This is a genomic window from Acidobacteriota bacterium (assembly GCA_009861545.1).
Lineage (GTDB): Bacteria > Acidobacteriota > Vicinamibacteria > Vicinamibacterales > UBA8438 > WTFV01.
In genome coordinates, this window is the sequence record VXME01000043.1 from 1 (window position 1) to 23,055 (window position 23,055).

General features: G+C 69.2%; 15 protein-coding genes and 1 pseudogene. 4 read left to right on the forward strand and 12 right to left on the reverse strand.

What is annotated here, in order from left to right:
* Positions 1 to 384: 384 nt before the first annotated feature.
* The 8 genes from F4X11_06970 to F4X11_07005 form a co-directional block, all read right to left on the reverse strand.
* A complete protein-coding gene (locus F4X11_06970; protein MYN64755.1) occupies positions 385 to 2,103 on the reverse strand; it encodes a TolC family protein in 1,719 nt (572 codons plus the stop codon).
* Positions 2,104 to 2,150: 47 nt separating this feature from the next.
* Positions 2,151 to 2,855 carry an ABC transporter ATP-binding protein gene (locus tag F4X11_06975; GenBank protein MYN64756.1) on the reverse strand — a complete coding sequence of 235 codons (705 nt, stop codon included), beginning with the start codon at positions 2,853 to 2,855 and terminating at the stop codon, positions 2,151 to 2,153.
* Positions 2,856 to 2,934: 79 nt separating this feature from the next.
* Positions 2,935 to 4,188, reverse strand: coding sequence for an HlyD family efflux transporter periplasmic adaptor subunit (locus F4X11_06980; GenBank protein MYN64757.1), 1,254 nt, complete (start codon positions 4,186 to 4,188; stop codon positions 2,935 to 2,937).
* A 92-nt stretch (positions 4,189 to 4,280) separates the two neighbouring features.
* Positions 4,281 to 6,947, reverse strand: a complete 2,667-nt coding sequence (locus tag F4X11_06985) for an ABC transporter permease (GenBank protein MYN64758.1) — start codon at positions 6,945 to 6,947, stop codon at positions 4,281 to 4,283.
* 13 nt (positions 6,948 to 6,960) lie between these two features.
* The gene (locus F4X11_06990; protein MYN64759.1) at positions 6,961 to 7,302 is read right to left on the reverse strand and encodes a PadR family transcriptional regulator; all 342 of its coding nucleotides are present in this window, start codon (positions 7,300 to 7,302) and stop codon (positions 6,961 to 6,963) included.
* 116 nt (positions 7,303 to 7,418) lie between these two features.
* Positions 7,419 to 10,073, reverse strand: a complete 2,655-nt coding sequence (locus F4X11_06995; GenBank protein ID MYN64760.1) for an ABC transporter permease — start codon at positions 10,071 to 10,073, stop codon at positions 7,419 to 7,421.
* A 3-nt stretch (positions 10,074 to 10,076) separates the two neighbouring features.
* A complete protein-coding gene (locus F4X11_07000; protein ID MYN64761.1) occupies positions 10,077 to 10,412 on the reverse strand; it encodes a PadR family transcriptional regulator in 336 nt (111 codons plus the stop codon).
* 38 nt (positions 10,413 to 10,450) lie between these two features.
* Positions 10,451 to 12,976, reverse strand: coding sequence for an ABC transporter permease (locus tag F4X11_07005; protein ID MYN64762.1), 2,526 nt, complete (start codon positions 12,974 to 12,976; stop codon positions 10,451 to 10,453).
* 404 nt (positions 12,977 to 13,380) lie between these two features.
* Between F4X11_07005 and F4X11_07010 the strand changes: the two genes are divergently transcribed.
* Positions 13,381 to 14,244 (forward strand): hypothetical protein, encoded by an 864-nt coding sequence (locus tag F4X11_07010; protein ID MYN64763.1) that lies wholly within the window; start codon positions 13,381 to 13,383, stop codon positions 14,242 to 14,244.
* Positions 14,231 to 14,870 (forward strand): annotated as a pseudogene (locus F4X11_07015) (nucleotidyl transferase AbiEii/AbiGii toxin family protein). The gene F4X11_07010 and the pseudogene F4X11_07015 overlap by 14 nt, the downstream one beginning before the upstream one ends.
* 6 nt (positions 14,871 to 14,876) lie before the next feature.
* On the opposite strand, the gene F4X11_07020 reads toward F4X11_07015, so the two are convergent.
* Together F4X11_07020 and F4X11_07025 are read right to left on the reverse strand one after the other, a co-directional pair.
* A complete protein-coding gene (locus F4X11_07020) occupies positions 14,877 to 17,582 on the reverse strand; it encodes an ABC transporter permease (GenBank protein ID MYN64764.1) in 2,706 nt (901 codons plus the stop codon).
* Between the two features lie 16 nt (positions 17,583 to 17,598).
* On the reverse strand, positions 17,599 to 17,946 hold the full coding sequence (locus F4X11_07025; GenBank protein ID MYN64765.1) for a PadR family transcriptional regulator: 348 nt from the start codon (positions 17,944 to 17,946) through the stop codon (positions 17,599 to 17,601).
* A gap of 37 nt (positions 17,947 to 17,983) precedes the next feature.
* Here F4X11_07025 and F4X11_07030 point away from each other — a divergent pair, with 37 nt between their 5' ends.
* Both F4X11_07030 and F4X11_07035 read left to right on the forward strand, forming a co-directional pair.
* Positions 17,984 to 19,084, forward strand: a complete 1,101-nt coding sequence (locus tag F4X11_07030) for a hypothetical protein (protein MYN64766.1) — start codon at positions 17,984 to 17,986, stop codon at positions 19,082 to 19,084.
* A 101-nt stretch (positions 19,085 to 19,185) separates the two neighbouring features.
* Positions 19,186 to 19,521, forward strand: coding sequence for a PadR family transcriptional regulator (locus F4X11_07035; GenBank protein ID MYN64767.1), 336 nt, complete (start codon positions 19,186 to 19,188; stop codon positions 19,519 to 19,521).
* A 179-nt stretch (positions 19,522 to 19,700) separates the two neighbouring features.
* Here the strand turns inward: F4X11_07035 and F4X11_07040 are convergent, their stop codons facing one another.
* Together F4X11_07040 and F4X11_07045 are read right to left on the reverse strand one after the other, a co-directional pair.
* Positions 19,701 to 20,045 (reverse strand): PadR family transcriptional regulator, encoded by a 345-nt coding sequence (locus F4X11_07040; GenBank protein ID MYN64768.1) that lies wholly within the window; start codon positions 20,043 to 20,045, stop codon positions 19,701 to 19,703.
* A gap of 137 nt (positions 20,046 to 20,182) precedes the next feature.
* Complete coding sequence (locus F4X11_07045) at positions 20,183 to 22,852, reverse strand: FtsX-like permease family protein (GenBank protein ID MYN64769.1); 2,670 nt, start codon at positions 22,850 to 22,852, stop codon at positions 20,183 to 20,185.
* Positions 22,853 to 23,055 lie beyond the last annotated feature (203 nt).

The window sequence follows — 23,055 nt, forward strand, 5'->3', positions numbered from 1 at the left end:
GCGTGCCTGCTGTGACACACGTGAGAGCGTCATCGTTCGAGAAGACGGTGCGAAGTCGAGAGTCGGAAGGAACCGGACCCGACCGCGGTCGGCCGTCGTCGTGACGGTTCTGGCACCGATGGGGGCGATGTCCGGAACGATGGGCGCAGGAGGGCTCCAGGAGGCGTCGGTTCAGATGGGCGCGGCAGCAGGACCTCCCGGCGGCCTCTGCAACCGGGGCGGACTGCGCGGTCAGCGGCAGGCCGACGAACGCCTCGCCGGCACGTGACGAGGATGCAGTCACGCGCCGGCGCGGCAACCGGCCGCAACTCGCCGCGATCCGTGGACAGGTCGCCGGGTGCGGCTACGCCAGCAGGTCCGACGGTCTGTCTGTTCCCGCCCGGTTCAACGCTGCGGCATCAGCATCGGCCCCGACGGTGCGGCGCCTGCGGGGCCCCCAATGCCGCCGGCCGTCGCGCCGCCGACCAGAGCGATGCCGGTTCCGCCGAGCGAAGCGCGCTGCGTCCGCTCGAACTCGATCAGCGCCCGCTGGTAGTCGAGGATCGCGCGCAGCTCGGCATCCTGTGCCGTAGCCAGATCGCGTTGCGACTGCAGGACGAAATAGTTCGTCGACAGGCCAACCTCGAACTTGCTCTCCTCCGCCTGGAGCTGTTGCTCCGCCAGCTCCCGGGACGCCGTCGCCGCCTCGATCCGTTCGCGGATCGACTCGATGCGAAGCGCGGCGTTGGTGACCTCGCTGGCGATCCGCAGCTCGATGCGCCGAATCTGGGCCCGGTTCTGCTGCAGCTCCAGCCGGGCCCGCTCGTAAGCGGCCCGGTCCGCGCTCTGCCCGAGCGGGTAGCTCATCTGCAACTGGACGCGCCAGACCGGGTAGTCGGCATTGGCGATGTTGTGCAGCGCATCGCCGTAGCCGCCCGGGATCACGCCGCCGGCGCCGCCGAAGAGGTCCTCGAAGCTGTTTCCGGCCGGAACCCGCCGGGGACCGCCCTGACCGGTCAGTTGGTAGCTGCCGACCAGATCGAGCGCGGGCAGCGTGCTGTTGCGGAGGTTGTCGACGGTCGCTTCGTTGGCGTCGAGCTGGCGTCGCGCACGCGAGACGTCCGTGCGTCGGTCGAGCGCCCTGCGAATCGCGCCTTCCAGATCGATCGGCGTGGCCTCGATCCGCGGCTGGTCCGTCGGGTTCAGCTCCGCGTTCCACAGCTCATCGGACATGCCCCCTACGATGAGCTCCTTCAGCACAAGCTCGGAGGTGCGCTGTGTCTCGACGGCCAGCGCCAGCAACTGGCGCCGCGCCGCGGCCTCGGACTGCGCCGCCACGACGTCGATCGGCGCCATGGTACCGACCTCGACTCGGAACCGGTTGTCCGCCACGAGCTGCTCGGCCAGCGCCAGCGCCTGCCGCTGCACGCCCACCGCGGCGCGCGCATAGACCAGATCCCAGTACGCCAGTCTCACGCCGGCCAGCGTGTTGACGACGGTCTCCTCGAGGTCGATGTCGGAGATGTCCCGGTTGATGCGCGAGACGACCAGCTGCGTGCGCCGCGAATCGGTCCGAAAGCCGCGCAGCAACGGCTGCGTGTACTGCAGCGTCATGTTCGCGCCGAAGCTCGGGTTGAAGGTCGAGAAGATGTTGGTCGACTCCCACCGCGTGCTGTCCCAGGCGACGTCGTAGCGGCCGCCGCCCCACTTCATCTGCTGTCCGATGGCGACGTCATAGACGCCCAAGTCGGTAACGATGGACTGGCCGGCAAGCCCGCCGCCGTCGAACACGAAGCGGTTGGGCGTGGTGGCCTGGTCGAGGATCAAGCCGGATGAAGCGAAGGGCAGGAACGCCGCGTTGGCCGCGACGATTTGCATGTCCTGCACCAGCGGGTGGATGCGTTGGACAGCGATGTCGAGGTTGCGTTCGAGAGCGCGCTGGACGGCGGCGTCCAGGGTGAGGTCGAAGCGGCGGGCCGGCTGCCCTGCCTGCCGTGCGACTCGGGCAACGCTCTGGGCGACCACGGCGTCGAGGCTCTGGGCGCAGGTTGCGCGGCGCGGAGCCGCCAGCATCAGGCCGGCTATCAGCAGCGCGAATACGAAAACACGAACCTGAGTCGGCAAGATCACCCTCCAGTCTGGAAGTTGAACCGGGGGAGAAGGCTGGTCCTTCAGACACGAGCCGTGCTCGTGGCATCCAGACTGCACTTTCCATCGAACAGGTGAATCTCCCGCCTGGCGTGCTCCGCGTAGCGCGGGTCGTGGGTCACCATGCAGACGGTCGAGCCCTCGTCGTGCAGCGCCTGCAGCAACCCCATTACCGCCTCTCCGTTCTTCGAGTCGAGGTTGCCCGTGGGCTCGTCGGCAAGCAGGATGGAGGGCTGCCCGGCCACTGCCCGCGCCACCGCCACGCGCTGCTGCTGGCCCCCGGAGAGCTGGCTCGGCAGATGCTTCTGCCGGTGCGCCATCTCCACCTTCTCGAGCGCGTCGGTCACCCGCTCGCGCCGCTCTGCCCGCTTCATGCCGCGGTAGGTGAGCGGCAGCTCGACGTTCTCGTAGACCGTCAGGTCGCCGATCAGGTTGAAGCTCTGGAAGATGAAGCCGACCTCCCGGTTGCGGGTCCGGGCCCGGTCGGCCTGGCCGAGCTGCGCCACCGGGTGACCGTTCAGCGAGTAGTCGCCCGCGGTGGGCGAATCGAGGAGGCCCAGGATCGACAGCAGCGTCGACTTGCCGCAACCTGAAGGGCCCGAGATGGCGACGTACTCGCCGGGGTGGATGGACAGATCGATGCCGTCGAGGGCGTGGGTCTCGACCTCGTCGGTGTAGAAGATTTTCGAGACGTTCTGCAACTGAATCAAGGCTGTCACTTCGCTCATCTCGCCATCCTCCGTTCAGATGTGACGCTCCCGCGCGGCGCCGGTCTTTTCCCCCGCGGGGGGCGCGGGGAGCACGGCCCTACTCGATGCGCACCCGATCGAACTGGTCCCAGGTCGACATGTCCGAGAGCACCACGCGGTCGCCCGGCTTCAACCCCTCCAGCACCTCGATCGTGTTGACCGACGCTCGCCCCAGGCGCACGCGGGTGCGTGAGGCGTGCATCCCGTCCTCGTCCACCCTGAACAGGCTGACTACGTTCTCCTCCTGACCGAACACGGGCCGGCCGACGAAGAGCACGTCGTCCATCCGCTCCAGCTCGATGGTGCCGTCGACCGTCAGGTCCGGCCGGGCGCCGCGCGGCAACTCGCCGTCGAGGGCGACGTCGACCGTCACCGTGCCGTTCTCCACCGCCGGGTCGATGCGGGTGACGTGGCCCGGGATGACGCCGTTGCGGGTGTCGACGGCGGCCGTCTGGCCGATCTGGATGTCCTTGGCCTGCGTCTCCGCGATGCGCAGCTCCGCCTTCAGCACCGCGGGGTCACCGACCCGCGCCAAGTTCGCGCCGGTGGCGATGCGCTGTCCTTCTTCCAGAGGCACCTGTTGCAGGACGCCCGGCATTCCGGCGCGGACGTGCAGGTCGGCCACCTGCTGCCGCCGCAGCTCGTACAGCGTCCGCAGGCGGTCCACCTCGGCCTGCTCGACGGCAAGTTGCGCCTCGACCGTATCGGTGGCCATCTGCAGCCGTTCGCGCTCGAGCGCGTAGCGCGTCTCGTACTCCTGCTCGGCCGACTGCGACTGCTGCAGTTGCAACGACGCAACGAGGCCCTGCTTGAAGAGCTGCCCGTCGGCGTCCGCCTGCAAACGGGCGTTCTTGAGCTGCGCTTCCGTGGTCGCAAGCGTCGCCCGCTGGTTGAGGAGCTCGCGCTCCACTTCGACCTGCCGGTTGCTGTAGCGCGCCTCGGCCGCTTCGAGATTCAGCCGCGCCTCGAGCGCGGACTGCTCCAGCTCGGGGTTGCTCATCTCGAGGATCACCGTGTCCGGGGCGACGAGGGCGCCGGGCCGGATGACGATCCGTTCGACGGTCCCGTCGGTCGTAGCCGGGATCCAGCGGATCTGCTCGGGGACCAGTGTGCCGGTGCCGCGCACCTGCCGCACCATCGGGCCGCGCTGCACGGTGTCGAGGTAGATCGTGTCGCGATCGACCCTTGGAGCCGCCGGCTCCAGCCGCGAGACCCCCACCGTGACCAAGGCGATCGCGATGAGCGCCGAGACGCTGTAGAGGCTGTGTCGCAGCCGCTTCTTGCGGGCGAGATCGGGACGGGCGATATCCATGGGAAGCCTCCTCTCGGTTACCGTGTTCAAGCTACCATGCCTTATCTCGGTAAACAAGGGGAGCGAAGCGGGTCAGCTCGCTCCCTGCGATGTCACTCCGCCCGGAGCGTCGTCGTCGGGTGGACCTGCGCCGCTCGGCTTGCCGGTACCACCGTAGCGGCCACGCTCGCTGCGCCGAGGACGAAGACGACACCGGTGACGGTCCATGAATCGAGCGGCTGCGTCTCCGGCGTCATGCGCCGCAGCATTTCCGTAAAGAGCACCGCGGCGCCGACTCCTACCGCCGATCCCAGCGCGGCGAGCACGATGCCCTGCAGCGCGAAGCGCGCCATGACGCGCTCGCGCGAGGCGCCCAGCGCGAGGCGAATGCCGATCTCCCTGGTTCGCCGCGCCACGCCGTAGGCGACGAGCCCGTAGAGCCCCGCGGCCGTCAGCGTCAGGGAGGCGGCGGCGAACAGGCCGAGCAATATGGTGCGGAAGCGCGTGTCCGCGAACGCCCCACCGACGACCTCGTCCATCGTTCGAAAGGCCGTTATGGACAACAGCGGGTCCGCGTCCCTGATCACCCCTTCGACGGACTGGATGAGACCGGTTCCGCCCTCGCGTGTCCGCAGCGCCCAGTTCACCTGCAAGAGCCCGTGGACCGCGGCAAGCAGATCGTCCGGGACCTGCTCGACCGGCACGAACACCGTCGGCCGGGTCGCGGTGACGCCGCGGGTGCGGACGTCGCCCAGAACGCCGACGACTTCCCGCACCTGATCGTCCACCTGGATGGCCGTCATCTGCAGGCGCGTGCCGATCAACTCGCGCCCATCGCCGAACCGCCTCAGGAACGTCTCGTTGACCAGGGCCACCGGGGGCGCGGCGGCGCGGTGGTCGGCCTCGTCGAAAGCGCGCCCGGCCACCAGCGGGATGCGCAGCACCCGCAGGTAGTCTCCCGCGACGTAGCGCCAGTCGATGGCCGCCGGCACGATCTCGTTCCCGGGAACCCGCCGCATCACCAGATTCAGACCGCGCTCGACGGGAAGGTTGTTCGTGACTGCGGCGGCTTCGACACCCGGCACCCGCGCCAGGTCGGCCAGCGTCTGCCGATAGAGAGCCGACACGGCGTCTCGCGACTGATATGCGGGTCCCTGGAGCGAGGCGCGGGCGGTCAGCACGTTGCCCGGGTCGAATCCCAGGTCCGACGCGCTGAGACCGACGAACGTCCGCAGAAACACGCCGGCGGCCACGAGAAGCACCGTGCACAGGGCGACCTGGGTCACTATCAGTGTCCGCCGCATCCAGGACCCACGGGCCGCGGTCACGCTGCGCGACTCGCCGTGAAGCGCATCCGCCGGCTCGCTGCGCACGGCCAGCAAGCCGGGCAGCAACCCGAAGATCACGCCGGTCGCTACGGCCATCGCGAGCGAGCCGATCAGCACCGGTGCGTCGACGGTGACGTTCCAGAGCGCCAGCCGCGGCTGCATCGCGACAAGTCCCCGCACGCCTCCCGCCGCAGCCAGCATGCCCACTGCACCGCCGGCGGTGGCCAGCAGGACGCTCTCGGTCAGAAGCTGCCGGAGCAACCGTCCGCGCCCCCCGCCCAGCGCTGCCCGAACGGCCAACTCCCGTCGGCGCCCGACCGCGCGAGCCACCTGCAGTCCGGCCGCGTTGGCGCAGACGATCAGCAGCATCACGCCAACGGCCGCAGCCAGCGGCCACACCGTGCTGCCGTTCCCGGCGGCGAGCTGGTCGCGATAGGGCTGCACCCCAATCCGCGCGTCGCGTCGCGGCCCATCCGGCAGCCCGGCGACCGCGGGCGTCTCGGCTTCGAGACTGACAACCAGCGCCTGCAGCTCCGCCTCGGCCTGTGCCGCGGTACGGCCCGCGGCGAGCCGCCCCACCAGCCGGTAGTTGCGGCCGACATCGCGCGGGTCGGGCCGGAACGGCGTCCAGGCGCCGGCCTCCTCGAACGACCAGAAGTCGGGCGGCATCACCCCGATTACCGTGTGCGGCCGGCCGCCGAGCCTGACGTCCTCGCCGACGACACGCGGGTCGGCATCGAACTGGCCGACCCAGACGGCATGGCTCAGCACCACGGTCGACGGCCCGGTCTCGTCATCGCGCGAGAAGGCGCGACCCAGCCGGGGTTCGATCCCGAAGACCTGGAAGTAGCCGGCGGTCACCTCGAGGTTCCGGACGTAGGTCGCGCCACGGTCGCTGACGAGGTTGACGCCAGGACTCGTACCGATGCCGGCCAGGACCGAGAAAGTGCCGCTGCGGTCGCGCAGGAAGGCAACCGCTCGCTGCGTATGGCTGCCGATCGATCCCGAGGGCCCGTACTCGACCACGCTCATGATCCGCTCCGGCTCCGGGAAGGGCAGCGGCCGAATGAACACGGCGTTGATCACGCTGGCCGTCACGGTCGCGGCGCCAAGGCCGAGACCGAGGACAACCACGGCCGAGATCGTGAATCCGGGGTTCTTCGCCAGCGTACGGGCGCCAATCCGCAAGTCCTGCCAGAGATCGGCCAGCACTTGCCGCCAGCGCTGTCGCCGTTCCCACTCCTGGTCGATGTCCACACAGGCCTCCTCGACCCGCGCGTAGTCGCCGAACCGCCGCTCGGCCTCCGCCCTGGCTTCGGCCGGGCTACGGCCTTCGTGCACGAGCCTTTCGGTGAGCTCGCGCAGGTGATAGTCGAGCTCCGCATCGACATCCGCGCGGACGTCCGAGCCCCAGAACCGGAGATAGCGCCGCCACATCGGTGTCCGTTTCATCTGCACACCTCCGTCAGACAGCCTCGGCCGCCCGCAGCACCCTGCCGATGGCCGCCGCGAACGCCGCCCACCCTTCGGTCTCGCTCTGCAGTCGAGCCCGGCCGCGGGACGTCAAGCGGTACAGCTTCACCTTCCGGTTGTTGTCCGAGATTCCCCACTCGGATTCCAGCCAACCGCGCCTCTCCATGCGATGGAGCGCCGGGTAGAGCGAGCCCTCCTCGAGTTGCAGCGCGTCGTCCGAGGTCGTTTCCAGCCAGCGCGCGATGCCGAAGCCATGTCGAGGTCCGCCGCGCAGCGTCGTCAGGATCAGCAACTCGACCGTGCCGCGCAACATCTCCGGATTCCGCTCGGCCATGCCCTGCACCCCTGCCTTTCTATGCAAAGACTCTCTATATGAATAGACGCACGTTGCGTGGTTGGAAGTTCCAGAGGCCCTGCGAAACCGTCCCGGACGCCAGCGCCCGGAACTAGCTAGTCCATCCGCAGGGCGGCGAGAGGGTCCACGCGGGCGGCCCGCCGAGCGGGTACGTATGCGGCCCCGGCGGCTACCAGAAAGAGCAGTACCGACACGCCGGCCAGCGTCGCGGCGTCGAATGGCGCGACATCGACGAGCAGGCTGGTGAGGGAGCGCGAGACGAGCAGGGACGCCACCAGCCCGACCGCGACGCCCGCGGCGGCCAGTCCGATCGCCCCGCGGACGACCATCCCCACGACGTGGCGCGGCTCGGCGCCCATCGCCAGACGCAGGCCGATTTCGCGGGTCCGTTGCGCCGTGACGACCGCGATCACGCCGTAGATGCCGAGGGTGGCCAGCACGAGAGCCGCCACGCCGAACAGAGTGAGCAAGGTCGTGGTGAACCGGCGCGCCGCAAGCGTGTCCGACAGGAGTTGTTCGACGGTGGCGACGCTGTAGAAGGTCTGCAACGGGTCGGCGTCCCAGACGACGTCCTGGATCGCGGCGACGCTGGCCGTCGGATCCCCGGCGGTACGCACGGCGTAGGTCATCGAGCCGTCCGGGGCCTGGGCGTGCGGGACGAACAACTCTGGACGCCGGGATGTGCTGTAACCCCCGGGGCGGATGGCGCCAACGACGCCGACGATCTCCGCGTCGGTCCGTCCCCTGAAGGCCACAAACAGGGACACGCGCCGGCCAAGCGGGTCCGTATCCGGCCAATGCTGCTGCGCCAGCGCCTCGTTGATTACGACCACGGCCGGCTGTTCGGCGTCGTCACGCGCGTCGAACCAGCGCCCCGCCCGCAACGGAATGCCCAGCGCCTTGAGGTATCCCGGGGTCGCGGCGGCCACGGCGGTCGACGGCTCCTCTCCCGGTGGGGACGGCGCCCGGTCTTGAAGCTGCAGCAGACTCTCTCGCGTGAGGTCCGCCAATCCCAGCGGGAAGGCCGATACCGCCCCCGCGCCGGTAACACCCGGCAGCGCGCGGATGCCATCGAGGGTATCGCGGAAGAAGTTGGCGGTGCCCGCCAGCCCGTCGTCGCGATAGTGAAACACCTGCAGCGTCACGGTGTTCGCCGGAACAAAGCCCAAGTCGATGTTCACCAGGCGCACGAAGCTCTGCACGAGCAGGCCCGCGCCGACGAGCAGCACCAGCGCCAGGGCGACTTCCGTCGCCACCAGTGCCCTGCGCAGCAGCTGCTGTACCGCGTTGCCGCCGGTGCGGTGTCCGCGGAGCAGGTCGTGCACGTTCTGCCGGACCACGTGCAGAGCGGGCGTCATCCCGCACGCCAGAGTCGTCACCCCGACGAGGCCGACGGCGAAACCGAGGAGCCGCGGATTCACGGCCACCTGCCCCAGACGCGGCACGTCGGCCGGCATGAACGCGGTGATCGCCTCGATCGAGGCGGTAGCCAAGGCGAAGCCGCCGGCGCCGCCCAGGGCCCCGATCACGGCGCTCTCGGTCAACAGTTGCCGCAGCAGGCGGCCGCGTCCGCCGCCGACCGCCATCCGCACCGCAAACTCCGGAGCGCGTCGCGTGCAGCGGGCCAGCATCAGGTTCGCGACGTTGACGCACGCTATCAGCAGGACGAACAGCACCGCACCCTGCAGCAGCAGCAGACTCGGCCGCACCGCTCCGACCTGCCACGTCTGCAGCGGGATTACTCGAGCGCCGACATTCGCGTTCGTACGCGGGTGCTCTTCAGCGAGCCGGGTCGCGACGGCGTCCATCTCCGCCTGGGCTTCGGCGAGCGTCACCTCCGAGCGCAGCCGTCCCATCACGCGCCACCAGCCGGGGCCTCGGCTCGAGATCTCGTACTCCGAGAACGTCTTCGGCAGGAAGAAATCGCGTTCCTCCCGGCCGCGCTCGAGGCCCAGCTCGAAGTCCGGATCGAGCACGCCGATCACGGTGTAGGACTCTCCTTCCAGCACGAGCGAGCGCCCGATGATGTCGGCCTCGCCCCCGAAGCGGCGCTGCCACAGACCGTCCGTCAGGACGATGACGCCGCTGCCCGACAGGTACTCGTCGGGCAGGACCGTGCGCCCGTGGGCGGCGTTGACGCCCAGCATCTCGAAGAAGCCGTCTGTGACAAGCCATCCGGTGATCTCCGGCTCGCCTGCGCCAGTGAAATCGAGCGACCACGGTTCTATCGCCGCCACGCGTTCGAAACTCCGGACCCGATCTCGCCAGTGCAGGAAATCCGCCGGACCGACCGGCACAGGACGGTTCCCGTCGTCCGGATCGGTCTGCCAGAGCGTTACGAGGCGCTCCGGGTCGGAGAAGGCGGGCGGCTGGAGCAGCACGGCGTCGACGACGGAGAAGATGGCCGTGGTCGCGCCGATCGACAGCGTCAGGGTCAGCACCGTGGCCGCCGTGAAACCGGGATGCCGGCGCAGCAGCCGCACACCGTGGCGGACGTCCCGGAGCCCCGCCTCCAGAGACGCCCCGAAACGCGACGCGCGGACCTGTTCCCTGGTCGACGTCAGGCCGCCGAGGGCCGCCAGTGCCTGCCGGCGGGCCTCGGCGCGCGGAACGCCCCGCGCGCAACGGGCTTCGATCTCCAGGGCGACGTGATGCTGCAGTTCGTCGTCGAGCTCACGGTCCGCCCGGCCGCCGTCGAGAAGCGCCCGCAGCCGGGCTCGCCACGCGTACAGCCAGCGCTCCCAGGGCATGCTTCACGCCTCGGTCAGGCGCACGACGTGGGTGATGGCCTGCGACAGCCGCTCCCAGTTCGCGGCCTCCTGCCGGAGGTAGCGGCGCCCGGGCGGCGTCAACGAGTAGATCTTCGCGCGCCGGTTGTTCTCGGTGTTCCGCCACTCCGCGCTGATCCAGCCCTGCTGCTCCAGCTTGTGCAGCGCCGGGTAGAGCGAGCCGTCGCTCACCTGCAGCGCGTCGTTGGAGATCTGCTTCAGGCGCTGGCCGATGGCCCATCCGCTCCGCGGCTCCAGGTCGAGGATCTTCAGAATCAGAAGATCCAGGGTTCCCTGGACAAGGTTCGATGGCTTGCTCATTCCGAGGCTCCTTCCAGCGGTCTTCGTTGTCGATTCGATCACTCCGTACGGAGCGCGACGAGCGGATCCACCCGGGCGGCGCGTCGCGCGGGAAGCCACGCGGCCGAAGCACCCACGAGCAGGAGCAGCGCGGCGACGCCGGCCAGCGTCGTGACATCCGTGGGTGCGACCTCGAACAGCAGGCTCGTGAGAAACTGCGAGGTCCAGACTGTCGCAACCACACCGAATACGATGCCCGATGCGGCCAGAACGAGCGCCCCGACGACCACCATGCGCACCACGTCGAACGGCCGCGCGCCCATGGCCAGGCGCAGGCCGATCTCACGCGTCCGCTGCGCGGTCGCCACTGCGATCACGCCATAGATGCCGAGCCCGGCAAGCGTCAGCGCCGCCATCGCGAACAGCGCCAGCAGCGTCGTAGTGAATCGCCGCGCCGCGAGCGTATCCGACAGAAGCTGCTCGACGGTGGCGACGCTGTAGAAGGCCTGGAGCGGATCCACTGCCCAGACAGCCTCCTGAATCGCCGACAGGCTCGCTGCCGGATCCCCCGCCGTGCGCACCACGTACGTCATCGACCCGCTCGCGCCGCTCTGCGCGTGCGGGAGGAAAACCTCCGGACGCTGCTGGCTGTCGAACCCCCCTGCGCGAGTCGCGGCCACCACGCCGACGATCTCCACCTCGAACGGCTGTCCGAATACCTCCACCGTCAGCCGTTGCAGGAGCGGGTCCGTGTCCGGCCAGTGCCGCCGCGCCAGCGTCCCGTTGATCACGGCGACGCCCGGTCGTTCCGCATCGTCGCGGTCGTCGAACCGCCGGCCGGCGCGAAACGGGATCCGCATCGCCTCGAAGTAGCCGGGAGTCACCTGCGAGACCGCCGTCGTCGGCTCTTCGCCCAGCGGCGGAGGGGGCCGATCGTGAATCGTGAACGGTGTCTCGGTTGTCATATCGACCAGGCCCAGCGGGAAGGACGAAATGGCGGCGGCGGCGGCCACGCCCGGCACGGCACGGATCTCCCGCAGTGTCTCGCGGAAGAAGTTCACGCGCGCCTCGTCCTCGGCCTGACGGTTCCAGGCGAACACCTGCAGCGCAACCGTGTTCCCCGGCGCGAAGCCCAGGTCCACGTTCACCAGCCGCCCGAAGCTCTGCAGGAGCAGACCCGCACCGACCAGCAGCACCAGCGCCAGGGCGACCTCGGCCGCCACCAGCAGCCGCCGCACCCGTTGCTGGACGACGGTCGCGCCGGCACGCTGGGCCCGCAGCAGGCCGGCGACGTCCTGCCGGAACATCTGGAGGGCGGGAGCGAGTCCGAACGCCACCGCGGTGGCCGCGACGAGGCCGACTGCGAACGCGAGGATGCGTCCGTCGACCGCGATCTGCGCCAGCCGCGGTACATCCGCGGGCATCAACGCCACGATTGCATCCAGCGCGTAGACGGTCAGCGCAACGCCGCCGATACCGCCCAGCGCCGCGATCACCACGCTCTCGGTCAGCAGTTGCCGCAACAGGCGGCCGCGCCCGCCGCCCACCGCGGTCCGGATCGTGAACTCCTGCGCCCGCCGCGTGCAGCGCGCCAGCATCAGGTTCGCCACGTTGACGCAGGCGATCAGCAGGACCAGCGCCACCCCGCCCCACAGCAGCAGCAGCGCCGGCCGCACCCCTTCGACTTGGCGCGTATGGAGCGGGACGACGCGCGCGCCGACGTCCGTGTTGGTGCGCGGGTAGTCGGCCGCGAGCCTGACGGATATCGCGTCCATCTCCGCCTGCGCCGCCCCGAGAGTGACCTCCGGCCGGACCCGCGCGATCACGTGCCACCAGCCGCTGCTCCGGATGAAGGTCTCGTACTCGGCGATGGCCTTGGGCACGTAGAGGTCGCGCTCGCCGCGGCCGCGTTCGAGACCGAGCGCGAAGTCCGGCGCCAGGATGCCGACCACCGTGTACGGTTGCGCATCCAGCGTCAGCGACCGGCCGAGGATCCCTGCGTCACCGCCGAAGCGGCGTTGCCAGAATCCGTGCGTCAGGACGACGACGCCGCTGCCCGGCTGGAACTCGTCGGGAAGAAACGTCCGGCCGTGGGCGGCGCCGACGCCCAGCGCGTCGAAGAACCCTTCCGTAACCAGTGACGCGTAGAACACCTCGGGCGCGCCGTCGCCGGTGAAGTCGAACGAGAACGGCTCGATCGCCGCTACCTGCTCGAAGCTCGCCGCCTGCTCGCGCCAGTCCAGGAAGTTCGCCGGCGCCGGTTCCACCGGTCGGTTGCCGCTGTTCGGATCCGTCTGCCACAACGTCACCAACCGGTCCGGTTCCGGAAACGGCGGCGGCTGCAGCAGCACCGCGTCGACGATCGAGAAGATGGTCGTCGTCGCGCCGATCGCAAGCGTCAGGGTCAGGACCGTCGTCGCCGCGAAGCCGGGCTCCCGGCGCAGCAGCCGCAGGCCGAAGCGGATGTCCTGGAAGACCTGCTCCAGTGCGGCGCCGGAGTGGACCACCCGCTCGTCAGCCTCCGACGTGTCCTGCCGCAGGGGCGATGGCTTGGCCATTGGATGCTCCTCTCGGTTACCGTGCATAAGCTAGCACTGTTCATCTCGGTAAGCAAGAGGAGATTCCGACGTCTGCAGTCCATCACCGCCGGGCTCGAAAGGCACGCGAGCGAGCACGACACGCTCGCCGACGCCGAGTGCGGACCGACGGCTACACCACCCGGCCACGCGACCCAGCACGCGGGACAGGACGAACCCCACCATCCGGCTGAGATTCAGGTCCGCCGTGCCGGCATCCGGCGGCGCAGCAGGTCGGTGTGTGCGCGGTAGCCTCCGGTCGACTCGTCAGGCGGCCTCTACGGCGTCGTGTCCTACCTGGTCGCGCACGGCGCCGCACCGCGCATCGGTTTGTGGAGGAGGCGAAATGTATAACTGTGGTACGCAACAGTGGCTGGCTGTAAACCAGCCCGCGGGTTTACCATTTATTGATTATGCCCACTTCAAGTGCGCAGAAAGGCGTCAAGTTAAACCAGCTCCAGAGGCTCCTGCCCGAAGGGCTGGTCGTGGACGCCGCCTGGCTCGAGGCGCGGGGCTATTCGCGGGGCCTGCGAAGCCGCTATCTGGCCAGCGGCTGGCTGGAACAGCCTGCCCGGGGCAGCTACCGACGGCCCGGAGGCAAGCTCTTGTGGCAGCACGTCGTCGTGTCCCTGCAGGGGCTGCTGCAGACCCCTGTGATTGTCGGGGGGCGCACGGCACTCGAACTGCACGGATTCTCACACTATGCCTCGCGGATTGGTCCGAGAGAGGTCCATCTCTACGGAGACAAGCCGCCCCCCGGCTGGGTTCTGAAGCTGGCCTTGCACCAGCGGCTGATCTTCCATCGCGCCAAGCGGCTCTTCCGGACGCAGACCATAGCGGACCAGGCAGGCAGCACAAGCTGGCAGCCACCGGAGCAGTGCTTCACCGGCCCGGAGCTCCCGTGCGGCGGGAGCGTGACCCGTCTGAGCTGGGGCCAATGGGACTGGCCCCTCGGGCTCTCCGTGCCGGAACGGGCGATCCTGGAACTGCTCGATGAAGTTCCTGAACGGGAGACCTTTCATCAGGCCGACAAGCTCATGGAGAGCCTGCGTACGCTCAGCCCCCGCCGCCTACAGCACCTGCTCGAGGACTGTCACAACGTCAAGGTGAAGCGCCTGTTCCTGTGGTTCGCCAAACGCCACGGATTCCAGTGGCTGCCGCAGCTCAAGCAAGGGCGCATAGACCTCGGCAAGGGGAAAAGGATGTTGGTGCGCGGTGGAACACTCGATCCGACATACCTGATAACCGTACCCGGAGATATGAATGCCGGCGAGTGAGCACTATCGGCGCCAGGTCGGCCTGATGATCCGCGCCCTTCCGCTGGTAGCTGAGGAACAGGTGTTCGCTCTCAAAGGCGGAACTGCGATAAACCTGTTCATTCGCGACTTGCCACGCCTGTCTGTCGATATCGACCTGACGTATCTCCCGGTTGCAGGACGACCCGAGTCCCTCGCCGATATTGACGCGACGATGAAGCGGATCGCCGCACGCGTGCGTGCAGGGCTGCCCGGAAGCCGCGTCCACGAGGCTATCTTGGTGAGCGACGGCGCGGTGAACAAGCTCTTCGTCAGCGACGGCGACGTACAGGTGAAGATTGAAGTGACGCCTGTCATCCGGGGCTGCGTCTACGAGCCCGAGCGAAGAACCGTTTCGGCACGCGTGGAGGCGGAATTCGGTTTCGCCGAGACTCAACTCGTGTCCTTTGCGGATCGTCGGAAATATGCCACGAGCCCACAAGGACCTGCTGATGTCCTTCGAGGCCGGCGGGCCGGACTGGTCGCTGATAGACGTGCCGCAGGCGGCGGAGCTCCCAGCGGTCAGGTGGCGACAGGAGAACCTCGACAAGCTCGACCGTGACCGGCGGGAGGCGCTGCTCGACGGTCTCAAGGCCGCGTTGCCGTAGCCGGCTCTACCCGGCCCGCAGCGTCGCGAGCGGATCCGCCTTCGCCGCGCGCCGGGACGGGACCAGACACGCAAGCAGAGCGATACCTGCCAGCAGAAGGCCCGCGATGCCGAACACCGCGGGGTCGCCCGGCGTGACGCCGACGAGAAAACCCGCGGTGAGTCGGGCCAGGCCGGACGCTGCGACCGCGCCGAGGGCCAGTCCCAGTATCGACAGCACGACGCCCCGCCCAAGCGCGAGCCGGATGATGGCCGCCGAGGTCGCACCCAGGGCGGATCGGATGCCGAACTCCTGCTTCCGCTGAGCCACTGCATGCGACACGACGCCGTAGAGTCCGACGGCGGCGAGCAGCAGACCCAGCAGGCCGAACGACCCGACCAGCGCGGCGCCCAGGCGCACGATCACCAGCATGGGCTTCGAGTGCAGCACGTCGTTCATGCCGCCGGCGTCCAGGATCGCCAGGGTCGGGTCGTGCCGGCGAATGGTGTCCGCGACCGCCGGGAGCGCGGCGCTCAGCGGTTCCTCGGTGTGCACGTGCAGCGTGGCCCTCCCCCGCGGGGGGCGGAACTCGAACGGGTAGAGGACGAACGGCGGCCGGTCGAACGGCGACGTGGGGGACATGTGCGCGTCGCGCACCACGCCGATCACTTCGAACGGTGCGCCGCCGAGGAAGCCGTTGACGATCCGCCGCCCGATCGCGTCCTGTCCCGGCCACAGTTGTCTTGCCGCGCGTTCACTGACCAGAGCCACCAGCCGGTCGCCCGCCACGTCTTCCTCGCGAAAACCGCGCCCCCGGAGCACGGGGATGTCCACGGTGTCGAAGAAGCCCGAGTCCACGTAGTTGAGGGAGACCCGCGCGGCGTCTGGCTCCGGCGCCGTGCCGCCGTCCAGGGTGAACACGTTGCCCCGATTCGGGCCCGGCGACAGCGGGGCCCGGCGGGCCCAACTCGCCGATTCAACACCGGGCAGGGCGACGACATCTTCCAGGATGTCCCGGTAGAGCATTCGAGCCTGCTCCCGGTCGTACCCCTGGCCGAGGGGATCGACCGACAGCACCAGCAGAGCGTCGGTCCGAAAACCGAAGTCGATCGCGCTGGCCTTTCTGCCGCTCTGGACGAAGAGGCCGGCGCAGACCAGCAACAGCATGGAAACGGCGACCTGGAGCACGACGAGCCCGTTCGTCAGCCGCCGCCCCGAGACGGATCCGCCGGCGTTACGGCCGCCGGAGCCGATTGCGCGCGCCAGCTCGATCCGCGTCGAGCGCAACGCCGGCGCGAGTCCGGTGAGCACCCCAGCCGCCATGGCCGTCGTTGCGATGAACCCGAACACCCGCCAGTCAACGAGGTAGTCGGGTCGCAACAGCTCCAGTCCCACGGCCGTGGCGAACCAGGCGACGACGAGATCGGCGGCCCACACCGCGACGATCCCGCCCCCGACGCCGCCCGCCAGCGCCAGCAGCACGCTCTCGGTGACCAGTTGCCGCACCAGCCGCCGCCTCGTGGCGCCGAGTCCCGCCCGCAGGGCCATCTCCTGCCGTCGTTCCACACCGCGCGCGACCAGCAGCGTCCCGACGTTCGCCATGGCAACCAGCAGCACGAGCGCCGCGAGGCCCATGACGACGCTCACCAGGGGCGCCGTGTGGCGCGCCGCGCCGGGCTCCGGTCGCGCGTAACGCTCGGCGATGACGTAGAGCTCGGTGTGGGCGCTCGCATCCGGATGCTCCGCAGCCAGCGCGTCGGCAAGGACGTCGAGCTGGGCGGCCGCCTCGCCGAGCGTCACGCCGGGTCGGAGGCGTCCGGTCATCGCGAACATCTCCTCGAGCCGGTCGGTGAACAGGTCCGTCCACCCCGGTTCGACGAGCGCGCCCGCGGTGGCGGGGACGAAGAGCTCGGTAGGCACGAGGCCGAAGGTCCCGATGAAGTCCTCCGGCATGATCCCGATGACGGTCATGTTCGCCGGCCCGAGGCGCACGACCTGTCCGATGACAGCCGGGTCGGCGCCGAACCGCGACCGCCAGGCGTGGTGCGACAGGACGACGAACGGCGCATCGCCGGGACGGCGCCCTTCCCCGGGGAGGAACGTGCGGCCGAGCACGGCGTTCAACTGCAGTACGTCGAAGTAGTTGTCGCTGACGTACTCGATCTGGATCCGCTCCGCCGCGCGACCCTCGATCGACAGCAGCTCTTCCGCCACGGCGTGCGCGGCCAGACCTTCGAAGACGTCGTTGCGCTCCCGGTAGTCGAGGTACTCCGGGTAGGACAGTGGGTGCGGGAAGACCGACGTATGCTCGTCGAGCTGCGTGATGGCCACGAGCTCTTCGGGATCGGGCACCGGCAGGGGTTGAAAGAACATCGGGTTCGCCACGGTGGCGACCGCCGCGGTGGCTCCGATGCCGATCGACAGCGTCAGCACCGCCGTCGCGGTGAAACCGGGTTGCCGCGCCAGGCCGCGCAGGCCGATCCGCAGATCGATCCGCAGGTCGTCGAGCCACGGCACGCCGCGCTGGTCGCGCAGCACCTCCATCGTCTGGGGAACACCGCCCAGCCGTACGCGCGCCATCCGCGCGGCCTCGGCCGGCGAGTGGCCCTTCGCACGAAGCTCCTCCTCGGCCTGCTCGAGATGAAAGCGCAGCTCGCGCTCGAGATCGTGATCGGCCGGGTTGCGCCAGATGGCGCCCCACAGGCGACGCCAGCGCTCGCGAAAGACGGTCATCGTGATCTCCCCCTCGTCAAGCCGGTTCCTCGAACAGCGCGGCGATGATCGACACCATGCGGTCGAGGTCGCGCTTCTCCGCGGCCAGGTGACGTCGTCCGGCGGCGGTGATCGCGTAGAACCGGGCACGCCGGTTCTTCTCCGTCGTGCCCCACTCCGCCCCGACGAGGCCGCGCTGCTCCAGCCGCATCAGGCCGGGGTAGAGCGTGCCCATGTTGAGGAGGAGGGCGCCATCAGAAACCTGCTCGATCCGCGCGGCGATCGCGTAGCCATGCGACGGGCCGAGCGAAACCAGCGTCCGCAGCACCATCAGGTCGAGGGTGCCACGCAGGACCTCGGTCCGTTCCGGCTCTCTGTTAGGCATCCGAATACAAGGTATCGGAACTCTATTGGGTTGTCAAATGAAGTTGCGCGATGACGGGTGGCGGGGCGCACCGAGATCCATTTCGTTCCGCCCCGGCCCCGTTGCAGACAGCGCTGATCGGCTGCTTTCTGTTAGCGTGTTCCGGATGCAGGCGACCGTTGTCTCCGCCGCCGCGGCCCGTGCCCGCGCCGCCAGTCCGCATCCCGGCCCCGACGCCCCGCGCATTCACGCCACCGCTCTCGTTGCTCACGACACGCGGATCGCGCCCGACGTCGCGATCGGCCAAGGCGCTCTGGTCGGCGTCGCGACCAGCCTCGCTCCCGGCGTCGACATCGGCCGGGACGCGGTCATCGGCGCCGGCGTCCAGGTGGGCCCGTCTTGTGTCATCGGCGCCGAGGCGACGCTGTCGGACGGCGTCAGGCTCGAGCAGGGCGCCGTCGTCATGCCGCGCGTGCGGGTGGGTCCCGCTACCGTTGTCGGCGCCCGTTCGGTCGTCGATTCGGGGTCGGTCGTCGGTTCGCATTGCACGTTCGATCCGGACTGCTATGTAGGAGAGAACGTGCGTGTCGGCGTCGAGGTCCGTATCGCCTCCGGCGCCACCGTCGGGGACGGCGCCGTTCGCCATCCGCCGTCCGAGCCTTTCTTGCCGTGTCCACCCCTCACGCTCGGGGACGGCGCGCACATCGGCGCCGGCGTCGCCGTCGCCCCGGGTGCTGCGGTCGGCCACGGCACGCACGTCGACCAGGACACGGTGGTTGGCGCCTCCGCGCGTCTCGGGTCCTTCGTGCGCGTGGCGTCGGGCGTGCGCGTGGCGCCCAACGCCGAGGTCGGCGACCATTCCACGCTCGCCTCAGCTTGTGCCGTAGACGGGCTGGTCGGCCGCAACTGCCGCCTCGGCCCCGAAGTGGCGGTTGCAGCCGGGGCCAGGGTGGCGGACGGCGTTCGACTGGATGCCGGCGCGTGTGTCCGCGCGGACCCGTCCGCTTCGTCAGGGCCCCCGGCTTCGCTCACCGCGCCGAGCGCGCCGGAGGTCTCGCTCAGAGTATCCGATCGGCCCCGCACCATTCTCGGACGCGTTCTGGCTCCGCTCCGTGGCGCGCTTCGTTCGATCGTCGCCGGGCGGCGCAGCGACGGATAGGGAAGATCGCGGCGTCGCTCGATCGGCGCCCCCGGCGCGAGCGCCCGATCGCGATCCTTGACAGGTCCGGCTCGGTTCCGGCACACTTCCATCGCTAAACGATGGGAAGAAAGAGCGGACCCGAACTGCTCCCCGGCACCCTCGACCTGCTGATCCTGCAGACGCTCGCCGCCGGCTCACAGCACGGCTACGGCATCGCCCACCACCTGAAGACCGTCTCCGACGATGTGCTGCAGGTCGGCGAGAGCTCGCTCTATCCCGCGCTGCAGCGGCTCCTGCTGAACGGGTGGGTAGAGGCCGCCTGGGGCACGTCCGAGAACAACCGGCGCGCGCGGTTCTACTCGTTGACCGCGGCCGGCCGGGAGCAATTGACGCACAAGCGCGACGAGTTCGACCGGATCATCTTCGCCATCCACCGCGTGCTCGAAGCGACGTAGCAGCTCGTGCGGGACGAGGCTGCTCCGGTGGCTCCTCTACCTGCTCGAGCGCGACCGACGCCGCCCACGTGGAGTGCGGCGACCGCGACGAGAGCAAGTGGGAGGGCTCTTCTCAACGGTCCCTCCTTGCGCATCACGTACGTCGGTTCCGGTCTCGTCACCCGGATCGCCACACCTTCCTACGCGGTGTCCAACGCCAGGTCGATGGCCACCGAGATGCGCTTCCAGTTGCGCGCCTCGGCTTCCAACTGGTGCCGGCCGGCCGGGGTCAGCTCGTAGTACTTCGCCTTCCGGTTGGTCTCCGAGCGCCCCCACTCGGCCGTCAGCCAGCCCTTCTGCGCGAGGCGGTGCAGGGCCGGAAAGAGCGAGCCGGGGTTGACGCGGAACGCACCCTGCGTGAGCTGCTCCACCCGCCGCGCGATCCCGAGGCCGTGGTCCGGCCCCGTCGTGAGCGCACGGAGAATCAGCAGGTCGAGCGTGCCGCGCATGAGGTCGGTCCGGGACATCGGCGTGTCTCCTGGCATCCCTATCGATTTTCGACAAGACTAACCGCAAGACCTATCGAATGTCAATGGATCGAGTCGACGAGAGCCGGCAGATCGCACCGGCGTCCACTCCCGTTCGGTCCGATCACGCGGCGGGATTCGCCGCAATCCCGCACTTACTCCACGACGCGCAGCACCTCGGCGGGATCGATCCTCAGAGCACGAGCGGCGGGCACGCCGATAGCGACCGACGCCACCAGCGCGAGGCACGCCGCCGCCCCCGCCAGCGTGACGAGGTCCACGCCTCCGGCGCCGGAGAACTGCGCCTGGAGCAGCGGCGCGAGACCGCTTCCCAGTCCGGCGCCGAGGACGACGCCGGCCGCCACCAGCTTCACGCTCGTCCCCCCGGCAACGAGCCGAACGATCTGGAGCGCTCGAGCACCGAGCGCGACACGCAGGCCGATCTCCGGGGCGCGCTGCGCCACGACATAGCTCAGGGTGCCGAAGAGCCCGATACAGGCGAGCGCCAGGCCGACGGCGCCGACGAGACCGCTCACGAACGCCGCAATCCGCGCCGGCAACAACGCCGTGTCGACCGTTTCCGACATCGTTGCCACGCTCACCACGGGCACGACGGGATCTACTCGCTCGATGGCGCGTCGCGCGGCGTCGGCCGATACGCCGCGGATGTGAAACGTGACCTGTGCGGAGTACACGTCCTCCATGGACTGGAACACGACGGGAATGGCAGCTTCTCGAAACGAAACGAAATGGGCATCTTCAACCACGCCGACCACGGTCGACCACCGAAGTTCGGGAGCGTCCGAGCCTGTTCGCGGCGGGCCCACTGGCCGGCCCACTCGCCTGCCGACCGCGTCCTGGACGGACCAGAATCGCCGGGCGAACGCTCGATTGACGAGCACCGCATTCCGCTCCCCGGGCTCGAGGTCTCGACCTCGCACGAAAGGCACTCCCATCAGGCTGATGTATCCGGGACCGACGACGTTCGCGTTCACCTCCATGTCCTCTCCAGCCCCGGGTCGATACCCGTCGACAGCGAAGCCACGTCGTACCAGCGCCTGGAGAGACAGGAACGGCGCCCTCGATACTCCGGCCGTGGGCACCTGCTCCAACGCCTGTCGGAGATACGCGCGGCCGCGATCTTCGGAGTACCCGGCGGTCTCCAGATCGACCGCGACAAGCACGAGCTCGTCCGGGTTGTAACCGAGCGGTAGTGCGTATGCACTCACGATGCTGCGTGCGAACACCCCCGCGATGATCAGGAGGAAAACGGCGGCGGCGGCCTGCATCGCCGTCAGCGCGTTACGGAATCTCGTGTGCAGGAACCTGCCGAGACGAAGCCCGGGTTGGGTTGCATACAGTGCCGGAAGGAACCCCACCCCGAGGCCGACGCTCGACGACACCACCAGCGCGGCGACGAGCAGTCGTCCGCCGAGCTCCAGATCGAGCTGCAAAGGCACGGGAAGGCCCGGCGGCAGCAGCGTCGCGAATCGCATGGCAGCCGACGCCGCGGCCACTCCCAGGCACCCCCCGACCAGACCCAGACCCAGGCTCTCGACGACAACCTGCCGGATCAGCCGCAACCGGCTCGCGCCCAGCGCCTGCCGAATCGACATCTCGCGACGGCGAACCGACGCGTCGGCAAGCAGGAGGCCGGAGATGTTTGCACAGACGATGAGCAGGAGAGTTACGACCAACCCGGTGAGCACGGCGAGAGCGCCAACCACGGGCCCCGATACCAGCCCTGGCAGGCGTGTCGCCTCCCCGATCGTCAAGGCCCGCGGCTGTCCCGAAAGGTCCGTCCACTCCGCGGGGTACGACTGCTGGAGACGTCGAGCGACGACCTCCAGAACGGCCCGCGCGTCGCCAATCCCGACGCCGGGGCGCAGTCGGCCCACTGTGGAGTACACACGGGCCGCGCGCCACTCCTGTCTGTCGTCGCCGAGACGCACCAACTGCTCGAAGGCCGCGGGCAACCGGACGTCGACGCGGAGGATGCCTTGCGTGGTCGACAGCCCGACCGGCGCCACTCCCACAACCGTAAACGGCGATCCGTTGATGGTGATCGCGCGGCCCAGCACCGACGGATCGCCGCCGAACTCCGACAGCCATACCGCGTTGCTGATTACCGCGACCGCGCTCGTCTCGCCAGTCTCGAAACCGCGCCCGTGGGCGGGCCTCGATCCCATCGTATCGAAGTAATCGGGCCCCACCATCTGGGCAGACATGACCCGGGTCTCGCCTCCGATACGCACGCCAACCGGAGCAGGTACAAACGACGCCGCGGTGACGCTTTCGAACACGTCGCGGGTAGAGTCCCGAATGTCGAGGAAGTCCGGATAGGAATTCGCTCCCGGCCGCCCGCTGGAGTAGTCGCTCGTGAACATCGCGACCAGACGATCCGGCTCCGCGCCGGGGAGCGGACGCAGAAGCAGAGCGTCGACCAGCGCGAGAATGGCGACGTTCGCACCGATGCCGACAGCCAGGACCGCGACCGACACGACCGCGAGAACCGGGCGCGCGAGCAACCGGCGAAGTCCGTACCGCAGGTCCCGCCACAGATCGTCGGCGACACGGAAACGCTGTACGTCGCGGCATTCTTCCTTGACAGTCTCCACGCCCCCCAGACGGGCGAGCGCCGCGCGGCGCGCCTCCTTCGGCGCCATGCCGCGGCGGATGTTCTCCTCGACCTCTAGCTCCAGGTACGCCCGCAGCTCCGCGTCGAGCTCGCGCTCGATGCGCTCGCGACGGAACAGATTCACCAGGCGAACGGCGGAATCCCGCAAGCGGCTCATGACGATACCTCCGGCGATCCGGCAGGCCATCCGGCGAGGCCGGACAGCCCTATCGATATCGACAAGTCTAGCCGTCTACTTCGCCGATCCCGCCAGCAGCATCGGGGCCAGCGTGAATACCAGCGGGTCGAACGAGCGGACCCCGTAGAAGAGGAAGGCCAGACGGCGCCGAACTCCTACTGGAAATGGCAAGTTGAAAAGGGACCCCCGTGGCAACGTGAAAAGGGACCCCC